The 22687-nt window shown below is 55.7% G+C and carries 26 protein-coding genes; 8 read left to right on the forward strand and 18 right to left on the reverse strand.

What is annotated here, in order from left to right; genetic code table 11:
• Positions 1–4 precede the first annotated feature (4 nt).
• From R1T41_RS15200 to dctP, 4 genes are all read right to left on the reverse strand, one after another.
• On the reverse strand, positions 5–1321 hold the full coding sequence (locus R1T41_RS15200) for a malonyl-CoA decarboxylase (RefSeq protein ID WP_317337694.1): 1317 nt from the start codon (positions 1319–1321) through the stop codon (positions 5–7).
• Between the two features lies 1 nt (position 1322).
• Positions 1323–2639: a TRAP transporter large permease gene (locus tag R1T41_RS15205; RefSeq protein WP_317337695.1), complete on the reverse strand. Its 1317-nt coding sequence runs from the start codon at positions 2637–2639 to the stop codon at positions 1323–1325.
• Between the two features lie 12 nt (positions 2640–2651).
• Positions 2652–3350, reverse strand: coding sequence for a TRAP transporter small permease (locus tag R1T41_RS15210; RefSeq protein WP_317337696.1), 699 nt, complete (start codon positions 3348–3350; stop codon positions 2652–2654).
• A 90-nt stretch (positions 3351–3440) separates the two neighbouring features.
• Positions 3441–4448: a TRAP transporter substrate-binding protein DctP gene (dctP, locus tag R1T41_RS15215; protein ID WP_317337697.1), complete on the reverse strand. Its 1008-nt coding sequence runs from the start codon at positions 4446–4448 to the stop codon at positions 3441–3443.
• 319 nt (positions 4449–4767) lie between these two features.
• On the opposite strand from dctP, the gene R1T41_RS15220 reads away from it, so the two are divergent.
• Positions 4768–5445 carry a GntR family transcriptional regulator gene (locus R1T41_RS15220; RefSeq protein WP_297205604.1) on the forward strand — a complete coding sequence of 226 codons (678 nt, stop codon included), beginning with the start codon at positions 4768–4770 and terminating at the stop codon, positions 5443–5445.
• A 32-nt stretch (positions 5446–5477) separates the two neighbouring features.
• Complete coding sequence (locus tag R1T41_RS15225) at positions 5478–6218, forward strand: TlyA family RNA methyltransferase (protein WP_317337698.1); 741 nt, start codon at positions 5478–5480, stop codon at positions 6216–6218.
• 31 nt (positions 6219–6249) lie between these two features.
• Here the strand turns inward: R1T41_RS15225 and R1T41_RS15230 are convergent, their stop codons facing one another.
• Positions 6250–6678 carry a GlcG/HbpS family heme-binding protein gene (locus R1T41_RS15230; RefSeq protein ID WP_062952436.1) on the reverse strand — a complete coding sequence of 143 codons (429 nt, stop codon included), beginning with the start codon at positions 6676–6678 and terminating at the stop codon, positions 6250–6252.
• A 96-nt stretch (positions 6679–6774) separates the two neighbouring features.
• The gene (locus R1T41_RS15235; RefSeq protein ID WP_317337699.1) at positions 6775–7704 is read right to left on the reverse strand and encodes a LysR family transcriptional regulator; all 930 of its coding nucleotides are present in this window, start codon (positions 7702–7704) and stop codon (positions 6775–6777) included.
• A 232-nt stretch (positions 7705–7936) separates the two neighbouring features.
• Between R1T41_RS15235 and R1T41_RS15240 the strand changes: the two genes are divergently transcribed.
• A complete protein-coding gene (locus tag R1T41_RS15240) occupies positions 7937–8833 on the forward strand; it encodes a DMT family transporter (protein ID WP_317337700.1) in 897 nt (298 codons plus the stop codon).
• A gap of 3 nt (positions 8834–8836) precedes the next feature.
• Here the strand turns inward: R1T41_RS15240 and R1T41_RS15245 are convergent, their stop codons facing one another.
• The 6 genes from R1T41_RS15245 to fabI all read right to left on the reverse strand — a co-directional run bounded on the left by R1T41_RS15245 (position 8837) and on the right by fabI (position 13967).
• Positions 8837–9304, reverse strand: coding sequence for a DUF2269 family protein (locus R1T41_RS15245; protein WP_317337701.1), 468 nt, complete (start codon positions 9302–9304; stop codon positions 8837–8839).
• A gap of 32 nt (positions 9305–9336) precedes the next feature.
• Positions 9337–9975 (reverse strand): TetR/AcrR family transcriptional regulator, encoded by a 639-nt coding sequence (locus R1T41_RS15250; RefSeq protein WP_231858306.1) that lies wholly within the window; start codon positions 9973–9975, stop codon positions 9337–9339.
• A gap of 103 nt (positions 9976–10078) precedes the next feature.
• Positions 10079–10711, reverse strand: coding sequence for an intradiol ring-cleavage dioxygenase (locus R1T41_RS15255; RefSeq protein WP_317337702.1), 633 nt, complete (start codon positions 10709–10711; stop codon positions 10079–10081).
• 136 nt (positions 10712–10847) lie between these two features.
• Positions 10848–11870, reverse strand: coding sequence for a hypothetical protein (locus tag R1T41_RS15260; protein ID WP_317337703.1), 1023 nt, complete (start codon positions 11868–11870; stop codon positions 10848–10850).
• 94 nt (positions 11871–11964) lie between these two features.
• The gene (aroC, locus tag R1T41_RS15265; RefSeq protein ID WP_317337704.1) at positions 11965–13056 is read right to left on the reverse strand and encodes a chorismate synthase; all 1092 of its coding nucleotides are present in this window, start codon (positions 13054–13056) and stop codon (positions 11965–11967) included.
• A gap of 80 nt (positions 13057–13136) precedes the next feature.
• Entirely contained in the window at positions 13137–13967 is an 831-nt protein-coding gene (gene fabI / locus R1T41_RS15270) for an enoyl-ACP reductase FabI (RefSeq protein WP_062952450.1), read from the reverse strand.
• Positions 13968–14169: 202 nt separating this feature from the next.
• Here fabI and R1T41_RS15275 point away from each other — a divergent pair, with 202 nt between their 5' ends.
• Complete coding sequence (locus R1T41_RS15275) at positions 14170–15528, forward strand: YihY family inner membrane protein (RefSeq protein WP_062952451.1); 1359 nt, start codon at positions 14170–14172, stop codon at positions 15526–15528.
• Here the strand turns inward: R1T41_RS15275 and R1T41_RS15280 are convergent.
• On the reverse strand, positions 15525–16886 hold the full coding sequence (locus tag R1T41_RS15280; protein WP_097050649.1) for a mechanosensitive ion channel family protein: 1362 nt from the start codon (positions 16884–16886) through the stop codon (positions 15525–15527). The two genes, R1T41_RS15275 and R1T41_RS15280, sit on opposite strands and share 4 nt — an antisense overlap.
• Before the next feature lie 191 nt (positions 16887–17077).
• On the opposite strand from R1T41_RS15280, the gene slyA reads away from it, so the two are divergent.
• The gene (gene slyA, locus R1T41_RS15285; protein ID WP_317337705.1) at positions 17078–17578 is read left to right on the forward strand and encodes a transcriptional regulator SlyA; all 501 of its coding nucleotides are present in this window, start codon (positions 17078–17080) and stop codon (positions 17576–17578) included.
• Between the two features lie 21 nt (positions 17579–17599).
• Here the strand turns inward: slyA and R1T41_RS15290 are convergent, their stop codons facing one another.
• The 4 genes from R1T41_RS15290 to R1T41_RS15305 all read right to left on the reverse strand — a co-directional run bounded on the left by R1T41_RS15290 (position 17600) and on the right by R1T41_RS15305 (position 19941).
• Positions 17600–17854, reverse strand: a complete 255-nt coding sequence (locus R1T41_RS15290) for a hypothetical protein (RefSeq protein ID WP_247793671.1) — start codon at positions 17852–17854, stop codon at positions 17600–17602.
• A complete protein-coding gene (locus tag R1T41_RS15295; RefSeq protein ID WP_147253512.1) occupies positions 17851–18267 on the reverse strand; it encodes a DUF411 domain-containing protein in 417 nt (138 codons plus the stop codon). Before R1T41_RS15295 ends, R1T41_RS15290 begins: the two co-directional genes overlap by 4 nt.
• A 106-nt stretch (positions 18268–18373) precedes the next feature.
• On the reverse strand, positions 18374–19294 hold the full coding sequence (locus tag R1T41_RS15300) for a DnaJ C-terminal domain-containing protein (RefSeq protein ID WP_062958999.1): 921 nt from the start codon (positions 19292–19294) through the stop codon (positions 18374–18376).
• A gap of 170 nt (positions 19295–19464) precedes the next feature.
• Positions 19465–19941, reverse strand: a complete 477-nt coding sequence (locus tag R1T41_RS15305) for an RT0821/Lpp0805 family surface protein (protein WP_062952457.1) — start codon at positions 19939–19941, stop codon at positions 19465–19467.
• 148 nt (positions 19942–20089) lie between these two features.
• Between R1T41_RS15305 and pdxH the strand changes: the two genes are divergently transcribed.
• A complete protein-coding gene (pdxH, locus tag R1T41_RS15310) occupies positions 20090–20710 on the forward strand; it encodes a pyridoxamine 5'-phosphate oxidase (RefSeq protein ID WP_062952458.1) in 621 nt (206 codons plus the stop codon).
• 81 nt (positions 20711–20791) lie between these two features.
• On the opposite strand, the gene R1T41_RS15315 is transcribed toward pdxH, so the two are convergent.
• Positions 20792–21097 carry an ArsR/SmtB family transcription factor gene (locus R1T41_RS15315; protein WP_062952459.1) on the reverse strand — a complete coding sequence of 102 codons (306 nt, stop codon included), beginning with the start codon at positions 21095–21097 and terminating at the stop codon, positions 20792–20794.
• Between the two features lie 322 nt (positions 21098–21419).
• On the opposite strand from R1T41_RS15315, the gene R1T41_RS15320 reads away from it, so the two are divergent.
• Positions 21420–22277, forward strand: a complete 858-nt coding sequence (locus tag R1T41_RS15320) for a universal stress protein (RefSeq protein WP_062952460.1) — start codon at positions 21420–21422, stop codon at positions 22275–22277.
• Between the two features lie 214 nt (positions 22278–22491).
• On the forward strand, positions 22492–22680 hold the full coding sequence (locus R1T41_RS15325; protein WP_062952461.1) for a hypothetical protein: 189 nt from the start codon (positions 22492–22494) through the stop codon (positions 22678–22680).
• The last annotated feature ends 7 nt before the right edge of the window (positions 22681–22687 follow it).

Genomic DNA, 22687 nt, shown 5'->3' on the forward strand with positions numbered 1-22687 from the left:
TGTCCTAGTTTCCCGTAAGCTGCATGACCGATTTCGAAACGGCGATTTTGCCGTCATTCATCAGCGCTTCGTGGTTTCGTTCAATATCGTCAAGGTGATAGGCGTAATTGACCATCATCCCGCCCGCCTGACGCAGTCCCTTGGACGATGTATCGCCAAGCCAGTTCAGGCGCTCAAGCTGCGCCCCATTGCCAAGATGGAAACGTGCGGTGGGATCAAGCGGCGATTTGCCGCGCTTGCAGGTCGCAAGATAACGCGCGCACAGCATCATCGCCGGCTTTTTAAGCTCGGCGGTTTTTTCCGCGTCATCAATCCAGTCGTCGTCGCTCATGGCGGCAAGGACGGTGGCAGCGATATCGGCATCGTCGGATTTGCTTTTCTGACGGGTGCGCAGCCATCCCATGAAGCCCGGAATGGGCGACAGGGTGGCGAATTGTCTGAGTTTCGGGAACTCGCGTTTAAGCTCCTCGACCACCTGTTTGATCAGGAAGTTGCCAAATGAAATCCCCTTAAGGCCCGATTGGCAGTTGCTGATCGAATAGAAGATCGCGGTATTGGCTTTTTCCGGGGCGGTTTCATCGATTTCCGGGGCCAGAAGGGCCTGAACGCTATCGGCAAGCCCGTGAACCAGAGCAACTTCGACAAAGATCAGCGGGTCATCGGGGATCGCCGGATGGAAGAAGGCAAAGCATTTGCGATCCGTTGCCAGACGACGGCGCAAATCGTCCCAGCCCTTGATTTCATGAACCGCTTCATAACGGATCAGTTTTTCAAGGATGGCCGCCGACGTATCCCAATCAATATGACGCAGTTCAAGGAAACCGCGATTAAACCAGCTTGTCAGCAGATGCTGCATGTCGGCATCAAGCGGTTCAAGGTGACGGTTTTCCTTGATCAGCCCCAGAAGCGTTTCACGCATATCGACAATCGCGCGCGTGCCGCCCGGTGCCATATTGATCCGACGTAGAAGCTCCTGCCGGGCCGGTTCTGACGCGTGGGTCAGAACCGCCAGATTGGCTTCGGACGGATCATTGGCAAAGGCCTCGCTTGCCTTCTTGACCTCGGTGCGGTTGGCACTGAAATCATTCTGCATCATTTCGAAAAAACGCAGATGATCTGCTTCGGGCAGGGTTTCCCACATGCGGACCACTTCGCGGGCAACCGCGGTTCCACGGGCTTCGCCCTTTTGTGACACAAGGTCCTTGCACATCGCTTTAAGCTGGGCAAACGGGTCCTGCGGTGTCGAAAGCGGCAGGTCAAGAAGCTCCCGGCCGCGATCGGCAATGCTGGATATCCAGCTTCTGACGGAAATTCCGGACATTTTAGCGTCCCCCTATGACCGTTTCGGGAAGCCAGGTGGCGATTTGCGGGAAGAAGCACAGGATCACGATGGCAACCACCATGCAAAGCACATAGGGCATCGCACCTTTCAGGATCGTCTGCAGGCGGATATCGGGCGCAATCCCGTTGATGACATAAAGGTTCAGGCCAACCGGCGGGGTAATCAGGCCGATCTCCATGTTGATCGTCAGGATCACGGCGAACCAGTAGGGATCAAACCCGGCATTGACGATAACCGGCAACAGGATCGGGGCCGACATCAGGATCACCGCAACCGGCGGCAGGAAGAAGCCGCTGATCAGCAGGAACACGTTGATGAAGCCCATCAGGACCCAACGGTTGACGTCAAGGGCGGAAATCCACTGTGCAATCGACTGGGTGATGAACAGCGAGGACAGCATATAGCTGAACAGACCGGCAGCCCCGATGATCAGAAGGATCATCACAAACTCTTTGGTCGTGTCGCGCATGATGTTCCAAAGCTTGCCCGGCTGCCACATGCGATAAATGATCATCGCGACAATCAGGCAGAACAGCGCACCAACACCCGCCGTTTCAGAAGGCGTTGCCACCCCGCCATACAGCGCGAACAGAACCGCACAGATAATGACGATGAAGGGCAGGACGCGCGGAAGGATTTCAAACTTTTCCTTCCAGCTATAGGTCACCGATGCCAGTGCAACCGATGCATTTCCCTGACGCCAGGTCGAAAAAAGCGACCATGCCATGAACAGTGCCGTCAGCATCAGACCGGGCAGAAGACCGGCAAGGAACAGCCGCCCGATCGATGTGTCGGTCGAGATACCATAAACAATCATGGTGACACTTGGCGGGATCAGAATGCCAAGCGTACCGCCTGCTGCAATCGAACCGGCCGCAACCGAGCTCGGGAAGCCGCGTTCGCGCATGGCGGGGATGCCCATTTTGCCAATCGCGGCACAGGTCGCCGGTGACGATCCCGACAGGGCTGAAAAGATCGCGCATGCCCCCAGGTTGGAAATAACCAATCCTCCCGGCACACGCGTTAACCAGCGATCCAGCACGGAATACAGATCACCACCCGCACGGGACGATGCGACAACCGCCCCCATCAGGATAAACATCGGGATCGCGAGAACTTCGAAACTTTCGAGTTTGGAAAACAGGATTTCAGGCAGCAGCGGTAACGCACTTGCGCCATCGAAAATCCAGATAAAACCGACACCAACCATCAGAAGCCCGATGCCGACCGGAATGCCGGAAAACAGGATCAGGGTGGTGACAATGCCAACGAGTGCTGCGAGTGAAAGCGGATCCATTGCACCAGCTCCTTAAAACGGGTTGTCTTCGATATGGAAGGCTTTCGACCGGTTGGTCAGAAGGCACAGCAGATCGGCGAATAATTGCAGGAACAGCAGGCCAAAACCGGCCGGCAGCATCAGGTAGGGCTTCCAGAGTTCAGCCGCCCAGATGGTCGGGGATTTCCAGCCGCCCTGATAGGCTTCGATGACCAGTTCGATGCCGTAAAAGGCAAACAGGCCGCTAATGCCAAGGCCGCACAGCAAGGTCGCAACCGCAAGCAGCTTGCGCGCACCACGTTTCAGATACATCGGCAGCAGATCGACATTCACATGCCCGCGCAGAAGCTGGACATAAGGAAGCCCGATCAGGGTGCCGCCGATCATCAGATAGATCACGGCCTCCGTCTGCCAGACGGTGGACGAGTTCAGGATGTAACGGATAAAGACAAGCTGGCAGATCAGCAGCATGGCGATGAAGAACATCGATGCTGCGGCAACACCGCAGGCCTTTGACAGAAAGTGGACGAAATTGATCGCATGATCGAGCGGGCCACGCGGTGCCATCGGGGCAGGGCGCGCGCCATTGCCGTTGCTGCCGGGTTTTTCGGGCAGCGGTTCGACATCGGGTGGCGGCGGGAAACTGTTATGGTTGGCCCGGGCACGCGGGGCGGGATTGCCATCGTCGGGCAGGTCAACCGGCAAGGAATTGGGAAAAACTGCGTTCGCCACGCTGGGACTCCTGAAGATCAAGGTCGTCGCAAAAAAGCGGAAAAGAAGTGGCGCCGGCATGCAGGGCATGCACCCGGCGCCACGACACCATTATTCGACAGAAAGAGCCATATCGAGCATTTCCTGACCGCCCGGGGTTTCTTCGACAAACTTGGCATAGGACGTCTGCTTGGCGAGGTCCTGCCATGCCTTGAAGTCGGCGTCGGTCAGATCGGCGATTTCAACACCGGCATCCTTGAAGACCGTGACACTGGCAGCGTCTTCTTTACGGGCTTCTTCGGAATAGAATGCCTCGGCCTTTTTGGCAGCCGCAGCAAGGGCGTCTTTCTGGGCGTCGTTCAGACCGTCATAGGTTTTCTTCGACATCAGAACCGGCTGATACATGAACCACAGCGCGTTGGCACCCGCCGGGGTATAGCATTTCACCTGTTCGTAAATGCGATACGAAACGAAGCTGGACGAACTGGTGTTGGTGGCATCCAGAACGCCGGTCTGCATCGCCGGATAGATTTCCGAGCTTGGCATTGCGGCGATGGATGCACCGGCACCCTGAAGCATCTGTTCGAAGGATTTACCGGCTGCACGAATCTGCAGACCTTTGACATCATCCGGAACCCGGATGCAGCCCTTGGTCGAGGCAAAGCCACCGGCCAGCCAGCCCTTGGCAATGGTAACAACCCCGTTTTCGTTCAGAAGTTCTTCCATTTTTGCCATGAAGGGCGAGTTATTCAGACGATCGGCATGGTCATGGTTTTTCACCAGTGCCGGCATCAGGGTCAGGTTGGTTGCCGGAATACGACCACCGGCATAGGCCAGCGGATAGACGATCATGTCAAGCTGGCCGCGTTCCATCGGAGTCCACTGTTCGTTCGCCTTGAACAGCGAGCCGGACGGGAAAATCTGGATTTCCAGATCGACATTGGCGGCTTTGACTTCGTCGGCAATGATCTGTGCGACTTTGTGACGGACATCGCCGGTCGACCACTGGTGCGACAGCTTGAGCGTTTCCGCATCAGCGTTCGAGGACATACCGAAGACGGCGATGGACAGGGTGATGGCGGCGACAGACGCCGACAGAGTACGTTTGAAAATCTTCATCTTTTCCTCCCGGATGAAGCATGCGTTTCTGGATGCATTCATGACGCGTTTGCACGTCTTTTTATTGGTGCGGATTTCGCAATATCAAAAAGCGTTACAGATTTCTGGCATCCTGTCTACGGGTTTTTGTATACCAGAAATGTGTATTGCAGTGCCACAGATGTGCGCCTAAGGATTGCAGCCATTTTCCCGGTTTTCTGCGATTGAACTTTTGCATCGCAGCAGGATTTCGATGCAGGGCAGCACGGAAAAGGCTTTGCGCGGTACCATTTTCTATGTTCTGGTATACCACGATTGCAGCGTAAGGATGAGGCTTCCCATGTCACGGAACGGCAAGCTCGCCACCGACCTGGTTCAGAAACTTGAACGCGATATTGTCACCGGTGTTCTTAAACCCGGCGACAAGCTGGACGAGCGCAGCCTGTCGGAGCGGTTCGGCGTTTCACGCACCCCCGTGCGCGAGGCCCTGCAAACGCTGGCGGGGTCCGGACTTGTCGCGACCATGCCACGGCGTGGGACGATTGTTGCCTCGATCACGGTGGCCGATCTGATCGAAATGTTCGAAGTCATGGCCGAACTCGAAGCCATGTGCGCGCGCCTTGCCGCACGTCGCATGCCGCGTGCCGACATAGAAAAGTTGATCGCACTTGGTAATGAATGCAGCGAGCTTCAGGAACATGCGGATGCTGATGCCTATTACGAGGCCAACGTTAGTTTCCACGAAGTGATCTATTCCGGATGCCGCAACAGCTTCCTCGAACGCCAGACCAAGAATGTGCGCAACCGGCTCGCTCCCTATCGCCGTTTGCAACTGCACCGGCCGGGCCGGGTGAAAAAATCCAATGCCGAGCATTCCGAAATCCTCGAAGCGATTTCGACCGGCGATGCCGAACGGGCGGGCAAGCTGATGCACCAGCATGTCGCGGTTCAGGGCGAGGCCTTAAACGATCTTCTTGCCATCGTGCCGCGCGGCTATCTGGAACCACTGGCAAGCTAGACGCTTGCGCTGCTTTGCGTTAAAACCCGCGCATGGCAAAGAAACGTTTGGATCAATTGCTTGTCGAACGCGGACTGGTGGAAACCCGGTCCAAGGCGCAGGCTTTCATCATGGCAGGCAATGTCTTTAGTGGCGAGCAACGGCTCGATAAGCCGGGGCTGCAATGTAAGGAAGACATTTCACTGACCCTGCGCGGGCAACCCCATCCGTGGGTGTCGCGCGGCGGGCTCAAGCTTGAAAAGGGGCTTGCCGAGTTCGGTGTTGATATCACCGGTTTTACCGCGATTGATGTCGGCTCCTCGACCGGCGGTTTTACCGATGTCTTGCTGCAAAACGGTGCGGCCAAGGTCTTTGCCATCGATGTCGGGCAGGGGCAGCTTGACTGGAAACTGCGCAATGACGAGCGGGTTGTCGTGATGGAAAAGACCAATGCGCGTCACATCACATCCGAACAAATTCCCGATCCCATCGATATCGTCGTCTGCGACGCCAGCTTCATCGGCCTTCGCACCGTGTTGCCCGCAAGCCTTGATCTGGTCAAACCGGGCGGTTGGCTGATTGCATTGATCAAACCGCAATTCGAAGTCGGCAAGGAACGCGTCGGGAAAAAGGGTGTGGTGCGTGAACCGGAACTGCATCAGGAAGTCTGTGATACCATTTCCGGCTGGCTGGAGAGTCTTCCGGGCTGGGAGGTGCTTGGCATCGCGACAAGCCCGATCACCGGGCCGGAAGGCAATGTCGAATTTCTGATCGGTGGGCGGAAATCAGCGTAATCAATGCCGATTCCCGCCAATAGTGGTGGGCTTATTTGCCGATTGCTTTCAGGAAATGATCAATCCCGGCTTGGGCGCAATCCTGATCCTGCGGCGGGGTGCCGGAGCTGACACCGATCCCGCCGACAACATCCCCGTCCACCGATACCGGCAAGCCGCCAGCCACAATCGACAGGCGGCCGCCACATTCGGAATCGATGCCAAATGCCACCATGCCCGGTTGGGCGGCGGCGGCATATTCGTGGGTGGCCTTGCGCGCACCTGCGGCGGTAAATGCCTTGTCCTGGGCGATCGTCGTGCTGGTGACCTTGCCGCCATCCATGCGTTCAAAGGCAATCAGAACACCGGATTCATCGGTGATGGCGATGCACATGGGAATACCGATTTCGGTGGCGCGATTGCGTGCGCCTTCGATCAGTATTTTGGCGTCATCGATCGACAGGCGTTTGATGGTCAGCATCGGGCGTCTCCGGCAGGATGTTATTGAAACGGCTGTTTCTTGCCGGGGCATCTTATGGGCGGCGTTATCGGGCGATCAACCGCATAAAAAGTCTTTTCATATGGTGGAAGAAGCCGGTGCCATGGCAGGCGCAATTGTGCCGGTCAGACTGTGATTGTCTCCGTCGCTATCTGCTGGTGTTGACGGGGCAAGGGCCGCAATCGCACCAAGGGCGAGTTCCCGAACCGCAGGATTGGCCTGTTCGCGCACCAGAAGCGCGATGTCGATCTTTGGCAACGGCGGTAGGGAAGGATCATCAACAATTTGCATTCCGGCATATTCAGCCGTACAGAGTGGCATCGCGCCTAGCGCATGGCCGCCATCAATTGCCGTGATGATCATGGAATTGGAGTCGCTGCTGTGGCTGATGCGAAAGGCGATGTTCTGTTGTGACAGGACTTCGGTCACGGAACGGCGAATCACGCAGCCATCATGGAACATCGACAGGCGAAGCGGACGTGCCTGATGGTCAAACCCGGCATCCGCCACCCAGACCAGCGGTTCGGATGTCACATGCAGGCTGGGCGTTTCGGGATCTGCCGTCAGGATCGCCAGATCAAGATCGCCATTGGCGACCCGTTTGCCGAGATTACGACTGATATCCGCATGGCAGCTGATTTCTGTTTCCGGCAGGCGCAGGGCCGCAATCCGAAGGATTTCCGGCAGATAGATTGCGGCATAGTCGTCGGGAAGCCCGATGCGCAGCACGGCCGGTGCTGCATCAAGAAGATCGGCCAGCATCTTGTCGTTCAGGCCGATAATCCCCTCGGCATAGGATTTGACGACAAGTCCGGTTGTGGTTGGGGTGATGGCGTTGCGGTCGCGCGTAATCAGCGGTGCGCCAACGGTATCTTCAAGCTTTTTGATCTGCTGGCTGATGGCGGGTTGCGTGCGCAAAAGGCGTTCGGCCGTGCGTGTGAAACTTTGGGTATCCAGCACGGTCAGAAACGTTCTGAGCAGATCGATATCGACATTCAGAAGAGCCATAAGCGCAATTTATCCCGACAATAAGGCGAAGCAATTTCACATCGATATAGCACTGCTGCAAGATAATCGCTATCAGCCAAGGCGCATTTTGCACAACCTGCACCCCGCTATCGTTTCGAAAGACCAGACCATGCCCCGTGCCTTACCTGACATCCTTCGCAATGCCGGAAGTACATCTGTTACTCCCTCCGCCACCACGGACATTGCGCAGCGAGAAGAAGGATTAAAGCTGATGGCTCAATCATCATTCTGGGCTATTGCGACCCTTGTTGTGGCCGCAATCCTGATGGGGCTCGGTCCGATTTTTGTGCGTTATAGCGGTGTGTCACCCGATGCCTCGGCTTTCTGGCGTGTCGCGCTCGCAGCCCCCGTGTTGGGCGCTACCGTCTTTTTGATGCCGGCAGGATCATCAAAACCAGCCAACGGAAATGGCGTTTCCGCGCGCAAGCATGGTGACACGGGGTTGATGATCCTTGCCGGTCTTTTCTTCGCAGCCGACCTTGTTGCCTGCCATATGGCAATTGAAATGACGACGGTCGGCAATGCGATTTTGCTTAACAACCTTGCCCCGCTGATTATCGGGTTCCTTGGTCTATTTGGCATTGCGCGCAAACCCGGCGTGATGTTCTGGTGCGGGGTACCGTTTGCCGTTATTGGCGGTTATTTCCTGTTTCGCGCCAGTGAGACAGGCGCGGGATCCATGCGCGGCGATGCCTTTGCCGTTTTGGCCGCCTTTTTCTATGCCGGTTATTTGATTGTTATCAGCCGTCTGCGCCGTAATCACAGCGCGGTATCAATCATGTTCTGGAGCACCCTGACCACCATGATCGCCCTTGGCGTGATGATGCTTATCAAAGGAAATTTCGTTCTGCCGCCGCACATCACGGGCTGGCTGGCGCTGATCGGTCTTGCGATGCTGGTGCATGTTCTGGGGCAGGGAATGGTATCGGTCGGGCTTAAGCGCGTGGATGAAGCCACCGGATCGATGATCCTGCTGTTGCAGCCCTTTGTTGCCTCGATCCTTGGGGCGGTGATTTTGGGCGAGATGCTTAATCAGTGGCATATCATGGGCAGTGCGGCGGTGGTCGTGGCCCTTTTGATCGCAACCCGGCGGCGCCGCACATTATAGGCATTAACGGGCGATCATAAACCAAAGCGTGCCGACTGGCAGCAACGTTGCCACAATTCCCAGCATCGTCCAAAGCTTTACGCACTTATCATAGGCCACCGGCATGGTGGCTTCGCCTGCTGCCACCGTTTGGGCGGCAATCCGCGACATATAGAGCTGCAAGGGCAAAAGCCCGACCAGCCACAGCACAGCCGCCATCGCAAACAGACTGATACCCATCGTCAGATGCGGGCTATCGGAAAGTGAAGTGCCACCGGCATGAAACAGCCCGACACCGCCAATCACCACCAGTGCCGCGCCAAAGGCGGTAAAAGCCAGATCGGTGACATTCACTAGTCGGCAGGCAAAGGCAATAACCACCGGATTTTTCGTACGATCCGCCAGGCTTTTCCAGACTGCGGTGACGATGATATTGCCCAGAAACAGCACGGCACCCAGAAGGTGAATGAATTTGACGGTGGTGTATTCCATCTTTGGCGGCCTTTGAATTGCGGATATCGGGATCAGGAATTTTCAGGGGCTGTCAGGTCTTCGGCAAGAAGCCCCAACACAAAATCATCGAGTTCCTGATCGGCAGGCGGAACAATCATGCCGTCAATCACTAGCATGGCGATGCCGTGTGCGCGGCTCCATGCCGCGAGGGCGCGGTTATAGGCGGTGGCTGCTTCGTTCAGGGTCATATCGGCACGACGATCAACTGATGTAACGGCGCGTTGCAAAACGTCAAACGCGTTATCGGCCGCCTCGCGGAGTTCTGGATATTGATCGAGCGGCGGGCGTTCCCGGCCAAAGATCAGGCGAAAATGCTGCGGGAAATCGACCGCGAAATGCACATAAGCCGCACCAAGCGCCATGATCCGTTCTTCGTGCTTCTGGACATTGGCCGCGACATTTTCCAGCCGTTCTGCAAAGCGTTCAAACGCATCAATCGCCACTGCCGCCAAAATGCCATCCTTACCGTCAAAATGACGATAGGGCGCTGCTTCCGACACACCGGTCATGCGCGCCAGCCGCCGCAGCGAAAGCCCGCTCGGACCTTCTTCGTTCAGGATGTTTTCGGCTTTTTGCAGCAGGACATTGCGGACGTCACCGTGGTGGTATTTTCCCATAAGCTCGTATTCCGGTTTCTTGTATTCTTGCATATGTTAATGTCGTTAACATATGCGCCTGATGCGGCAAAATGCAAGCCAAAAATGACCGAAAAGAGATTCTTGGTGTCGGAATTCTTCGGAAAGCCGGTCCTGATCAGGCCAGAATAAAATCGAACCGCGCGATGTCGCCGTCAGATGCTTTTTGAACATCCATCAGCAGTGCCGGGTTAAACAGAAAGTCCCGCTCGTTGCGGGCTTCGCCAGGGAAATAAAGCTGTGTTGTCAGAACCCGGTCGTCCCCGTTTCGCACCTTGACGTGATAATGCGGGGTTCGGCTGCCATATTCGGCGGGGCGGATGGTTTCGAAAAAGTACCGGCCCTTGGCATCGGTTTTCTGATACCCGCGCAATCGGAAACCACGATTGTCATATTCGCCGTCGCGATTGGCATGCCAAAGATCGACGATTGCGCCACTAACCGGCTGGCAATCGCGGGTTAGGACAAACCCGATCAGGGTTACCGGATCGCCATCTGCATCACCGCGAAAATCGGATTTTTCCGGGGGCTGGTTGCTGTAAAACGGGCCTTCGGTGCTGCTGCGGGTTGGTTCATCATCGGAGCCACAGGATGGCGTGATGTCGCGTTTTATTGGCTGGGCGCGCAAGATTGGCGCAAACATCCCCACGGAAATGCCGGTAATGCCGGCCGCGCTGGCGGCAAGCCAGCCTTGCAACAGGCTGCGGCGGGTTGGCATGGCGTGACTTTGCTCAGGTCCTGATAACGGCATGCGGTATTGCCCCTTTCATCACCATCAGGCATCTAACCGCACGTGGAATGCGGGCTGTCTGATAAAAGCGAGATAGCGGCTTTTGTCCAAAAATCAACGCCCTCATGCAATTTGTGATGAAAAGCGATTGGCGAATTCAGGCAGGTGTTGTCGGTGTTGGCTTGTCAGCTTCGACCGGTTGCGAGGCAGCAGAAGCATCGCCCCCTTGGTCCGTCGATGGTGTCGCGGGGGGCGGTTGAGTTGCTGGGGCGGTGTTGCCATTCGTGCCATCCGGTACGGCGGTGGTACTGCCTGATATATCGGCCGCAGGCGCAGGTGCCGCGCCTTGATCTGCGGTTGGGTCAGGCGCATCTGGGGCTGGGGTAGGCGTTGGAGTTGAAGTTGGAGTGGTTGCCGATGCCGCCTCGCTTTTCGGCGGCACAGGTACTGTTGCCATATCCGGGGCGGATGCGGCGGGTTGGGGTACTGCGTTGCTCGTATCCGGTGTTTTTCCCGGTTCTGCTGGTGTTGCTGTTGCCGGTGTCGGGGCAGGATCAACCGGTTTTGCCGGTGCGGCGGGCTCGTCCGGCGTGATCGAAAGCGTTGCGGACGGCGACGGGGTCGGAGCGGCTTTATCATGATCAGGGCGGATCAGGAAGCGGTCGGACAGGGTATCGCGCCCGACCAGAAGCGGTTGGGTAATGCCCGGTACTTCCAGCAGGCCAAGTTCAACATCACAGATAACACCGCGCAGAACCAGCTTCGTTCGGATCACGGGGGCTCGCACCGGGGTGCTGTTGGCGCTGGTTGTGATCTGCCGGAAGGTGCTTGCTGGTATGGCAAGACGCCAGGTGATCTGTCGCTGGATCAATTTGGAATTGTCATCAGGTGCGCTGTCGACAGTCAGCGAAAAGGAGACTTTGACAGGTGCAGATGCGTCCGCGTCACCGGGCGTTCCGGCACTGTTTTCCGCGTCGTTTTCGGGTTCCTCGACCGTCAGGTCGCTAACGAAAAGGCAGCTTTGCGGGGCTGCGCCAAGGATCATCGAGGGCAGGGCCGCAATTCCCCAATCGGGCAAATCGACCGGTTCATCGGCATAAAGGACGGTGCGATTGCCCAAGCCACCATCCCGCCCGGCGGGCTTTGTGGCCGATGCCGGTTTGCTGTTGGATGCAAGCATAATCAGGGCTTTGTACAATGTCGGGTTCATGCACTATTGACGGTGCACGATCCCGCTTGTGACAGACTAATGCAGGAAAATAATGCCGCCGGAATTACTTGTTGCGATTCCAGCCATCACACTGCCCGCGATGGCGCAGCAGATGATCGGCCAGAACGATGGCAGCCATGGCTTCGCCAACCGGAACGGCGCGAATGCCAACACACGGGTCATGGCGGCCCTTGGTCACGACATCGACATCCTTGCCGAAAATATCGACACTTTTGCGCGGTGTCAGGATCGAGCTGGTCGGTTTGACGGCAAAGCGCACGACAACATCCTGACCGGAAGAAATCCCGCCCAGAATACCGCCCGCATGGTTGGAGCCAAAGACCGGCTTGCCATCTTCGCCCATGCGCATTTCATCGGCATTTTCGATGCCGGTCAGTTCGGCGGCTTCGAACCCGTTGCCGATTTCAACACCCTTGACGGCATTGATCGTCATCATCGCCTTGGCCATGTCGGCATCAAGCTTGTCATAGACCGGATCGCCAAGCCCGACCGGCACACCGGAACAGACAACCTCGATCACGGCGCCGACGGATGATCCATCCTTGCGCAGGCCATCAAGATATTCTTCGAAAACCGGAACGGCGGCTGCATCGGGGCAAAAGAACGGGTTGTTATCAACTTCGTCCCAATTCCAGTTGTCGCGATTGATTTCCTTGGTGCCCATCTTGATCAGGGCGCCGCGGATTTTGATGTCATCGCCAAGGATTTTGCGCGCAATCGCCCCGGCCGCAACCCGCATCGCGGTTTCGCGCGCCGATGAACGCCCACCGCCACGATAATCACGGATGCCGTATTTTTCCCAATAGGTGTAATCGGCATGGCCTGGGCGGAACTGGTTTTTGATTTCGCCGTAATCTTTGGAGCGCTGATCAACATTTTCGATCAGAAGTCCGATAGGGGTGCCGGTGGTTTTGCCTTCGAACACGCCTGACAGGATTTTGACCTGATCGGGTTCGCGGCGCTGGGTGGTAAAGCGCGACTGGCCCGGTTTGCGTTTTTCAAGAAACTGCTGGATGTCTTCCTCGGTCAGGTCAAGAAGCGGCGGCACACCGTCAACGACGCAGCCAATGGCCGGGCCGTGGCTTTCGCCAAAGGTGGTGAAGCGAAACAGGGAGCCAAAACTGTTGCCAGCCATTTCCGATATCCAGAATTCAGGTGTTTGAAGACGAAACGGGCTGCCAGCGAGGCAGCCCGCAAGATCATATCATGTTCAGATCAGGCTTTCTGAACATTGATGTCAGGTGCGTCTGCCTGCTTCATGCCAACGGTGTGATAACCGCAATCGACATGATGGGTTTCCCCGGTGACACCGGTTGACAGGTCCGACAGGAAATACAGACCCGACCCGCCAACATCATCAAGGGTAACGTTGCGGCGCATCGGCGAATTATATTCATTCCATTTCAGGATATAGCGGAAATCGCCAATCCCCGACGCGGCAAGGGTCTTCATCGGGCCTGCCGAAATGGCATTCACACGGATGCGATCCGGACCAAGGTCATTGGCAAGATATTTCACACTGGCTTCAAGGGCCGCCTTGGCAACGCCCATGACGTTGTAATGCGGCATCACCTTTTCCGCCCCGTAATAGGACAGGGTCAGAAGCGAACCACCATCGGTCATCAGCTTTTCCGCGCGCTGTGCAACGGCGGTAAAGGAATAGACCGAGATGTTCATTGAAAGCGCGAAGTTTTCAGGCGAGGTATCGACATAGCGACCACGAAGTTCGTTTTTATCGGAAAATCCAATAGCGTGAACCACAAAGTCCAGCTTGCCCCATTTTTCTTTCAGCGTTTCGAACACGGCATCAATGCTTGCCGCATCGGTCACGTCGCAGGGCAGGACGATATCGCTGCCAACAGACTCCGCCAATGGCCGAACACGCTTTTCAAGTGCTTCGCCCTGGAAGGTAAAAGCAACTTCGGCGCCAGCGGCAGCCACAGTGCGTGCAATACCCCAGGCGATGGATTTATCGTTCGCGACGCCCATGATCAGGCCACGCTTGCCAGCCATCAGGCCGGAAATGTTTTCGGCGGAAAAGCTCATTTTCCCTCTCGTTCCCACGATCTCTCTCTGGCAGGCATGCAGCGCGGAACAAAGCTGTGACCCACACAGGAGGCATTTGACATTGGGCGCATCCTACACAAAGCGAAGCCAAGGTCAATCTGGCCTGTTTTATCTTGTGCCGGCGCGCTATCCTGTTGATCAATTACACTATAACCGGAAATTGCGCAGGGATAAGTGTTTAATGGTTCCAATCGGGCAAATACTGAACGATCGCACCGGGTTTTGGCGCTATGCCATCATGCGCTTTATCCATGATAAATCCATCCAGCGCGCAGCAGGCCTGTCTTATACAACCCTTCTTGCGATGGTGCCGTTCCTTGCCGTGGCCCTTACGGTTCTTTCGGCCTTTCCGGTCTTTGACCAGTGGAAGGACCAGATCACGGGCGTGGTCCTGAACAATTTCCTTCCCGAAACCGGAGAACAGGTAACCGATTATCTTGGCGGGTTCCTTCAAAACACCGGCCAGATGACAGCAATAGGCACGATTGTTCTGGCTTTGACGGCCGTCATGCTGCTTGGTGCGATCGAAGGTGCAATGAACGATGTCTTTCGTGTTACCACCCCGCGCAAGCTTTTGGCGAAACTGGTTGTTTTCTGGACCCTGCTGACGGTCGGGCCGATGTTGTTGGGGCTAAGCCTTTCGGTGGCATCCTATATTTTTGCCATGCGCTATATGGTCGGGGCCGATGGGCTGGGCGAACATATCGGGCAATTGACGTTTTTGGCACCGTTCCTGTTATCTTCGATTGCCTTCTCGCTTTTGTTTATCGGTATGCCGAACCGTTCGGTCGTGATCATTGACGGGATTTTGGGTGGGTTGGTGGCGGCCGGTCTGTTCGAGGCGCTTAAAAAGGGATTTGGTTTTTACGTCATTAATTTCCCGACCTATCAGACGATCTATGGCGCGGTCGCGATTGTGCCGATCTTCCTGTTATGGATGTATCTGACCTGGATTGTTGTCTTGCTGGGCGCGCAGGTCGCCGCGGCACGGTCCGAATGGCGTGCGGCGCGCGCCGCCGGACTGATCCCCGATCCGCGTGGGGCGGTGCCGGGGCAGATGGAACGCATCATCGCTGTGTTGCGGGTTCTGGAATATCTGCAACACCGTTTCCACGAGGCCTCCAAACCGCCAACCTATCGTCGGATGTTACGTGAAACCAAACTTGGCGGACGGGATCTGAACTGGGCGCTGGCAGCACTTCGTCGTGAAAAGCTGATTGAACGATCCGAAAGCCATCGCTGGCTGCTATCGGGGGATTTGTCGCGGATTACGCTGGTGGATTTGATGACCCGACTTGGGCTGTTTCTGGATTATGACCGGTTACTTCTGGTCAATGCCGATGGTGGCTGGCCAGTTGCGATGCGCGAACGTTTGGTCGAACTGGAAAAAACACGCAAGACGGTACTTGATGTCAATGTTGCCGAGCTTCTTGATTTACCCAAATCCGAGGACAAGGTACCCGAAACGGTGGAACCGAAGCGGGAACAGGAATCATCAGGCGAAATCGGGCCAAAAGATATGACGCAGATCGTTGATTAATCCCGGCTGTCCGGTGTTGTATCACCGGATGCGTCATCCGGACGGCTCATTTCGATCCGGATATCGCCATCACTACTGCGCAAATGCAGATCGCGTTGCGGGAACGGGATTTCGATCTCGTTTTCCTTAAAGCTGTCCCAGACGTTCAGCAAAACTTCGCTGATGATATTGCCGCGACCGTTTTGTGGGTCCGTGATCCAGAAACGGATTTCAAGATCAACGGAATTGTCGCCAAAGCCACGCAGCAACGTATTGGGGCCCGGATTGTCCAGAACGCGGGTGCATTTTGCCGCGGCTTCGTTGCAAAGTTTGATCGCGAAATGTGGATCGCAGCGATAGGCGATGCCAACCGGAACCTTCAGGCGCAGCTTGACGTCCGAATGGCTCCAGTTTTCGACCTGATTGGTGATCAGGTCTTCGTTCGGGATCAGGAATTCGGTGCCGTCACGGGTGCGAACGGCAGTGTATCGCGCGCCAAGCGACTGTATCCAGCCAAACGTATCACCAATCGCGATCACATCCCCCGGCTTGATCGAACGATCCAGCAACAGGATTACACCGCTGATCAGGTTGGCGACAATCCGTTGCAGACCAAACCCGATGCCGACACCGATCGCACCACCAAAGACAGCAAGCGCGGTCAGATCGACACCGATGGTCGATAGCGCGAACAAAACCGCAATCGACAGCAGCACGAGTTTCAGAAGCTTGGACATCAGCACCTGAACCGAGGGTGTCAGACGATGAACCTTCTGGATGCGTTGTTCGAAAATGCGCGAGGCAAAGGATGCAACCCATAGCAGGATCGCCAGCGACAGCATCGCTTTGAGGATGCCAAATACCGATATCCGGAACTGCCCGATTTGAAGGGCAAGACTGTCCAGCAGATCAATCGTCGGATCAAGCCAGCCGACGATGTTAAGCGCAGCCAGTCCCCAGGCGATGATCGCAATGCTTCGCGCCCAGACTGGGTCATTGACAACGGCCGTGCCCAGACGAATGAAAATCCACGCATTCAGAAGGCTTGCAACGAGACGCAGGATATTATGCCGAAGCCCTGCCTGTATCGCGACGGCATCAATAAACCAGATCAGCAGAACCAGAATGATCGGAAATGCCAGGTCGGGCAAAACTGCAAGCAATCGCCGGAACCCGGCATAATGCAAAAGCGCCCGCCAGTTTTGCAAACGGGCCAGTTGATGCGAAAGCGGACGACGCAGCAACAGGGCCGGTATCACGGCAAGCAGACAGGCAACAATCTGCAACAGGATCGGGACAAGCAGTACATTGGTTTCCACCCATGCGGCGGCCTGTTCAAGCCAGATCACGAGCTGGTCGGGATTCCAGAATTGTTCCATGCGTGCCCTGTGTCTTCCCTGTATGACGATTGGCGAATGGAAAGTGTTTTATTTCATATGGTAGCGCGAACCCGCCCCTGCGAGATAGGGTTGTGTTGTTCCTAGTTGGGATTTTCAAGGCAGCTTCCTTGACGATAGATAGCTATCTATCTAAATCTTTAGGATCAAAAATCCTCCCGCAGGTGTTTCCCATGACAAATCCCCCTGACAGCAATGCATCACGTGAACAGTTCGGTATCTGGCTGGGTATGCTTGCCCGGCAATGGCGCGCCGAAGTTGATCGGCGTCTATCACCCTTTATTTTGACCGAGGCACGCTGGATCATCCTGTTTCGCCTCAGCACGGCGGATCATGACCTGACCCAAAAGGAACTGGCGCGTGTGGCCGGAGTGCAGGGGCCGACATTGGTGCGAACACTGGATTGGCTGGAAGAGAAGGGACTTATCGAACGGCGCGAAGTCCCTGATGACAGGCGGGCAAAAACCGTTCATCTGACCGCAAAGGCCGAACCGGCATTGCGTCAGATCCAGGCGGTGATACAGGGTGTGCGCGCCCAGATTTTCTCTGATGTTTCCGACGAAGAACTTGAACAATGCCTTGCCGTGTTCAAAAAGATCGGCCGGCAGTTCGATGCCTTTGCCGGAAGCGCACAGGATAGGGACATGATCATGGTCGGGCGGGGGAAGAAATAGGGGCCTGCCACTGGCCCCAACCTAGGACCGGTTTGATGACCGGTTTCTAAGGCTTTCATTTTCCCAGCGTTCGGTCAAAACCGCCGCTCCAAAGCCAAGTCCGCCAAAGATCGCGAGACTGATCGCGATTGCGGGCAAAAGGCTGTCTGCAGGCAAGAAAGTTGGCGATCCGTCCGGCAATGACAGCCAAACCATGGCCGCACTGCCCCACAATACGCCAACCGTCACCACTCCGATCCCTGTGAAGGCAAGCCGCAAGCGCGAAATACCCCTCATTGCGATGACCTGCTGCGTTCGACGGAGCCGTCATAATGGATCGCGACTGTTTCGTCGGTTTGATCGTCACGGGCAAGAGCGATGACATCGGCCGGTTTGCGCCGCAAAAGCGTTACGATATCGCCCGACGGAACTTCGCCGATCACGCTGTAACCCGCAACCCGCCCGATCTTGCAATCGCGCATTGATGCCGGGGTAATCATCATCGCCTGCTGTTCCGAAAGCGACAGGTTACTGACCTGTGCGGCACGAACATCGAAACCTTCGGTCTCAAGGAAGCGTTGCCATTTGGCGCTGTTTTGGCAATCGGCGGTATAGGAAAGTTCAAGTGTCGGACGTGACGTGCCGACAAATGCCGTAAGTCCGATCAGGGCAACACCGGCCAGAACGGTCGAAAGTGCAATGGGTCGCATGGTTTCTGCCTTTGTCAGATGAAACTGCAAAGGCAGAATGCCCGTGAAAACCCGATCAGGTCTTGAGTCTGGTCAAATCGTCAACGGGGCACGCCGGATCAGTGTATCAGCGCGCCTTATAGGGATGCTTTTCCGACCATTCGCGGACGAAATCGATCAGTTCGTCATCGCGATTTTCCGGCAGCTTGACAGTCAGATGGACATATTGATCGCCGCGTTTGTCACCCCGGGCATAGGCCGCACCCTTGCCGCGAAGGCGCAGTTTCGTGCCGCTATTGGCATTGGCCGGCAGTTTCATGCTGACTTTGCCATTGATCGTTGGGACTTCGATAGAGCCACCCAAAACTGCCTCGGCTAGACTGATTGCAAGATCGCAATGCAGGTCATTGCCTTCGCGGCGGAACGTTTTATCGGGATGGACATGCAGCTTGATCAGCGCATCGCCTGCTTCCCCGCCATTCATGCCCGCCATCCCCTGGCCTTTCAGGCGCAGGGTCTGGCCATCTTCGCTTCCGGCGGGAATGCGGACTTCAAGACTTTTGCCACTGGCAAGGTTGATGCGCTTGGTCGTGCCGATAATCGCCTCGGCGAGATCAAGGCTCAGTTCATAGGAAATATTGGGTCCCTTGACCTTTTCGGCCTGTCTGCGACCGCCAAAACCACCAAATCCGCTACCACCACGGCCAGCTTTGCCGAAAATCTCGTCAAAGATATCCTCGGCATTGGCACCGGAAAATCCGAACGGATCGCCACCTGCCTGACCGCTGTAACGCGCGCCACCACCACGGCCAAACGGCCCGGTTTCACGGCCATCAGCATCAATTTCGCCCGCATCATATTTCTTGCGACGTTCGGCATCCCCCAGAAGATGATAGGCGGCCGAAACTTTTTTGAACCGCTCTTCGATCTTGGTGTCGCCGGGATTGACGTCCGGATGAAGCTCGCGCGCAAGTTTGCGATAGGCTTTCTTGATTTCGTCCTGGGTGGCGTTTTTGGCAACGCCCAAAGTCTTGTAGGGATCCTGCATCGCCTGACCGGTTGGATAAAGGGAAACTCTATAGATGTATTATAAGCCTGTATCGGCTGTGGCAAGGAAGCCATTTGTTTTAATTGCTGTCCTTGACATGGCTCAGATATGAAAAAGCGGCGCTGTCCGCAAGGAACGCGCCGCTTTTTTTAAATGTCATGCCGTGAAGATCAGTTCACAACTTCCCAACTGCCATCCGGCTTGCGGCATGCGGTGCCATAAGCTTCTTCCTGCTTGCCGCCAATGGTGACGGTTTGCTGGTATTCACGGCAATATTCCTGGGTTTTGGGCTCCTGATAGGTGCGAACCGGGGTTACCGTACCCCGCGCACCGGTATCGGGATTGTTCCAGGTCGAAGTCTGGCCCGTGGGGGCACTTTCAAGTGTCCGCTGGGTATTCTGCGCCATGATGGCACGGTCCGCATTGTCAAGCGACCGGCCTACTTCACTACCGATGAAGGCACCGGCAAGCGTACCAAGTGCGACACCTACAAGCTGCCCCGATCCTTTACCGAACTGGGCACCTGCAACAGCACCACCAACCGCGCCCAGAAGGGTGCCTGCGGTCTGTTTCTGACCCTGATCCTGTGCACAACCGGCAATGAATGCGGTCATCATGACGGGGATAACGATATGACGGAATTTCATATTTATTTGCCTACCTTGTCTTTCCTGTCCCAACCGATATGTTCTGTATCTACGGAACGATCTTGAGTGTGTCGTTTCACGTATATCCAAAACCCGTATCTTTCGAATTTGGTGCGGATTTTGAACTATCAAAGGAATCCTGACCCCAATGGACGAAAAAAATACGCCAAAAATTGGGCATGAAGCCCATTCGGTTCCGTTCGATCTTTTTGACGTGTGGTTTAACGAGGCGAAAAACAAGGAGAAACCGTATCCCGATGCGATGACGCTGGCGACAGCTGATGCCAACGGGCGGCCTTCGGCACGTATCGTTCTGCTAAAGGGGTTCGACGAGCGCGGCTTTGTTTTTTATACCAATTATGAAAGCCGCAAGGGCGATCAGCTTGCCGAAAACAGCTTTGCCGCACTGTGCTTTCACTGGAAGTCGCTAGAGAAATGCGTGCGTATCGAAGGGGCAGTTACGCGCGTTGACGGTGCGGAATCAGATGAATATTTCGCATCGCGTCCGCGCGGTAGCCAGCTTGGTGCCTGGGCTTCAATCCAGTCCCGCCCAATGAGCGGCCGGTTCGATCTGGAAAAACGGGTTGCTGAATTTACCGCCAGGTTCGGACTGGGAAAAGTGCCACGCCCAGACCATTGGGGCGGTTTCCGCCTGATCCCTGATCGTATCGAGTTCTGGTCCGAGGGTAAGTTTCGCCTGCATGATCGCCAGCTTTACACCCGCGATGCCGACGACAAGGGGTGGAACCTGCAGAAGCTGTTCCCCTGAGAGGTTTCGGAAACGTTGCCAGATTCCGGAAATGCAAACGCGCGGCCCCCGGGATCTGCGCGTTTCGGGTCGGAGGAAGTCTTAAGCTTCCTCGGGAGGGCAGAATACTTCCTGCAATACGCCGATGATCTTCATGATATCGGGATTGGCCAGTGAATAGTAAATCGTTTGCGATTCCCTGCGCGTTTTCACCAGCCCGTCACGGCGTAATCTGGCAAGGTGCTGTGATAGAGCCGATTGCTTGATGCCCAGTTCACCTTCCAGTGTGCTGACCGATTTTTCGGTTGTTCCCAGTGAACAAAGAACCATAAGGCGCCATTCATTTCCCAATGTTTTCAGGAACTCTGCGGCATCGCGAGCGTTTTTGTGTAAATTGCTATAAGGCATCAGGCGCAGTATCCATTCTCGCAGTCGGTTCGGCTATTTTCTGGCGCGTTGAATTCGACAAACCGGTTAATCTATTTAATCTTCGTCGTTCAGCAACGCATTGGTTTGATGTTACACTGGATTTCGTCACCAGCTAAGCAATTCGTAGCGGAAAGGGCGGTTTCGTTGATTAAAACGGGTTCTTTTATGAAAGTTTTGATCTTGAACAAGGAAAGATGCGTTTTGCGGTTGCAGACTGGCCCTGCATGACGTCTTGACGCGTTGAACTGACCGCAACAAGACATATGTGTCGAAAGACACACCAATCTCGGGAGTGAGTGCGATGGCAGTAAGAACGATTCTGGCTCCGGTGGCAGGTTCGAATATAGATCAGCGGGTACTTGATCTGGCGTTTCGAACGGCCAAAAGATTTAATGCACATCTCGAAGCATTGTTTGTCGCGGCCGAACCCCAGGATGCGATCCCGATTGTGGGTGAAGGTATGTCGGGTCTGATCATCGAAGAAATGATGCGGGCAGCCGAAAGCGAAACCCAGCGACGTGAAACCCGCGGGCGTGCAGCCTATGACGCGGCACGCGATGCCGCCGCCGTCGCGGAGGCTGCGGTTCCGATGCCTGATCTTCAGGCGACCTGCGCATGGCGGCGTGATAACGGTCGCGAGGACGAAACGGTCGCACGACGCGGTCGTTTGTTTGATCTTGTCGTGATTGGCCGCGATCCGCGCGAAGCTGCCGCGTCGCTAACCTTTGATGCCGCCCTGATGGAAACCGGTCGCCCGTTACTGGTTGCACCGGAAAAAACACCGGAAACCGTTGGTGAAAAAGTCGTGATTGCCTGGAATGGCGGGGTCGAAGCCGCGCGCGCCGTGACATCGGCCATGCCGCTTCTGCGTACGGCCAAGGAAGTCACCATCGTTAGTGTCGGCGAAGTCCCTCATGGCCGGGCTTGTGCCAAGGCATTGGCCGAACAGTTTGTCTGGCATGGAGTCGAGGCAAGGGTGTCCGAATTACCCGAACAGTCGCATGTTGCTAATGCCTTGATATCGGAGGCGGAAAAGGTTGGTGCCGATAGCATCGTTCTGGGCGCGTACAGCCATTCACGTTTCAAGGAAATGATCCTTGGTGGGGTGACGCAGGACATGCTGGCAAAATGCACCTTGCCGCTTTGGATAATGCATTGACCCAAGGGTCACGTAACCTCCTGATATCCGGATGATTATTTGTATGATCATTGGTATATGACACTAAAGGCGCAGTCTTCTGCGCCTTTTTTTGTTGCGTCTGCGAAGAAAACCGGCCACCGTTACTGAAATCTTACAAAGACGGAAGCCCGATTAACGAGGCTCTCCGCCCGATAAAAGAACAGTGGAAGAAACGTCTGGCAGGGGAATTCCCATGTTATCACTTCGCGATGTCATTGATTTCGCTTCCATGTCCGAGGATCTGGCCCGGGAACTCGCCCGCCAGAATGTCGGTTTGCCCGATCTTGGTGCGGTTGTGGCCGGTTATGGCAATGTTGCCACCGGCACTGTTAGCGCCTGCAATGCAACGCCCTGTGCGGCGAATGACGCGGATAGCGAATAAACCGCTA

It is taken from the genome of Thalassospira lucentensis (genome assembly GCF_032921865.1).
GTDB classification, from domain to species: Bacteria; Pseudomonadota; Alphaproteobacteria; order Rhodospirillales; family Thalassospiraceae; genus Thalassospira; species Thalassospira lucentensis_A.

What these genes read in the sequence shown, in the direction of transcription:
- R1T41_RS15200 (WP_317337694.1), bottom strand. Translation starts at nt 1,321, where the DNA reads ATGTCCGGAATTTCCGTCAGAAGCTGGATATCCAGCATTGCCGATCGC.
- R1T41_RS15300 (WP_062958999.1), bottom strand. Translation starts at nt 19,294, where the DNA reads ATGCAGGATCCCTACAAGACTTTGGGCGTTGCCAAAAACGCCACCCAG.
- R1T41_RS15325 (WP_062952461.1), top strand. Translation starts at nt 22,492, where the DNA reads ATGTTATCACTTCGCGATGTCATTGATTTCGCTTCCATGTCCGAGGAT.
- R1T41_RS15255 (WP_317337702.1), bottom strand. Translation starts at nt 10,711, where the DNA reads ATGCCGTTATCAGGACCTGAGCAAAGTCACGCCATGCCAACCCGCCGC.
- R1T41_RS15275 (WP_062952451.1), top strand. Translation starts at nt 14,170, where the DNA reads ATGGTTCCAATCGGGCAAATACTGAACGATCGCACCGGGTTTTGGCGC.
- pdxH (WP_062952458.1), top strand. Translation starts at nt 20,090, where the DNA reads ATGGACGAAAAAAATACGCCAAAAATTGGGCATGAAGCCCATTCGGTT.
- R1T41_RS15295 (WP_147253512.1), bottom strand. Translation starts at nt 18,267, where the DNA reads ATGCGACCCATTGCACTTTCGACCGTTCTGGCCGGTGTTGCCCTGATC.
- R1T41_RS15225 (WP_317337698.1), top strand. Translation starts at nt 5,478, where the DNA reads ATGGCAAAGAAACGTTTGGATCAATTGCTTGTCGAACGCGGACTGGTG.
- R1T41_RS15245 (WP_317337701.1), bottom strand. Translation starts at nt 9,304, where the DNA reads ATGGAATACACCACCGTCAAATTCATTCACCTTCTGGGTGCCGTGCTG.
- R1T41_RS15230 (WP_062952436.1), bottom strand. Translation starts at nt 6,678, where the DNA reads ATGCTGACCATCAAACGCCTGTCGATCGATGACGCCAAAATACTGATC.
- R1T41_RS15290 (WP_247793671.1), bottom strand. Translation starts at nt 17,854, where the DNA reads ATGAGGGGTATTTCGCGCTTGCGGCTTGCCTTCACAGGGATCGGAGTG.
- R1T41_RS15280 (WP_097050649.1), bottom strand. Translation starts at nt 16,886, where the DNA reads ATGGAACAATTCTGGAATCCCGACCAGCTCGTGATCTGGCTTGAACAG.
- aroC (WP_317337704.1), bottom strand. Translation starts at nt 13,056, where the DNA reads ATGGCTGGCAACAGTTTTGGCTCCCTGTTTCGCTTCACCACCTTTGGC.
- R1T41_RS15305 (WP_062952457.1), bottom strand. Translation starts at nt 19,941, where the DNA reads ATGAAATTCCGTCATATCGTTATCCCCGTCATGATGACCGCATTCATT.
- R1T41_RS15235 (WP_317337699.1), bottom strand. Translation starts at nt 7,704, where the DNA reads ATGGCTCTTCTGAATGTCGATATCGATCTGCTCAGAACGTTTCTGACC.
- slyA (WP_317337705.1), top strand. Translation starts at nt 17,078, where the DNA reads ATGACAAATCCCCCTGACAGCAATGCATCACGTGAACAGTTCGGTATC.
- R1T41_RS15260 (WP_317337703.1), bottom strand. Translation starts at nt 11,870, where the DNA reads ATGCTTGCATCCAACAGCAAACCGGCATCGGCCACAAAGCCCGCCGGG.
- R1T41_RS15315 (WP_062952459.1), bottom strand. Translation starts at nt 21,097, where the DNA reads ATGCCTTATAGCAATTTACACAAAAACGCTCGCGATGCCGCAGAGTTC.
- fabI (WP_062952450.1), bottom strand. Translation starts at nt 13,967, where the DNA reads ATGAGCTTTTCCGCCGAAAACATTTCCGGCCTGATGGCTGGCAAGCGT.
- R1T41_RS15205 (WP_317337695.1), bottom strand. Translation starts at nt 2,639, where the DNA reads ATGGATCCGCTTTCACTCGCAGCACTCGTTGGCATTGTCACCACCCTG.
- dctP (WP_317337697.1), bottom strand. Translation starts at nt 4,448, where the DNA reads ATGAAGATTTTCAAACGTACTCTGTCGGCGTCTGTCGCCGCCATCACC.
- R1T41_RS15220 (WP_297205604.1), top strand. Translation starts at nt 4,768, where the DNA reads ATGTCACGGAACGGCAAGCTCGCCACCGACCTGGTTCAGAAACTTGAA.
- R1T41_RS15240 (WP_317337700.1), top strand. Translation starts at nt 7,937, where the DNA reads ATGGCTCAATCATCATTCTGGGCTATTGCGACCCTTGTTGTGGCCGCA.
- R1T41_RS15320 (WP_062952460.1), top strand. Translation starts at nt 21,420, where the DNA reads ATGGCAGTAAGAACGATTCTGGCTCCGGTGGCAGGTTCGAATATAGAT.
- R1T41_RS15250 (WP_231858306.1), bottom strand. Translation starts at nt 9,975, where the DNA reads ATGCAAGAATACAAGAAACCGGAATACGAGCTTATGGGAAAATACCAC.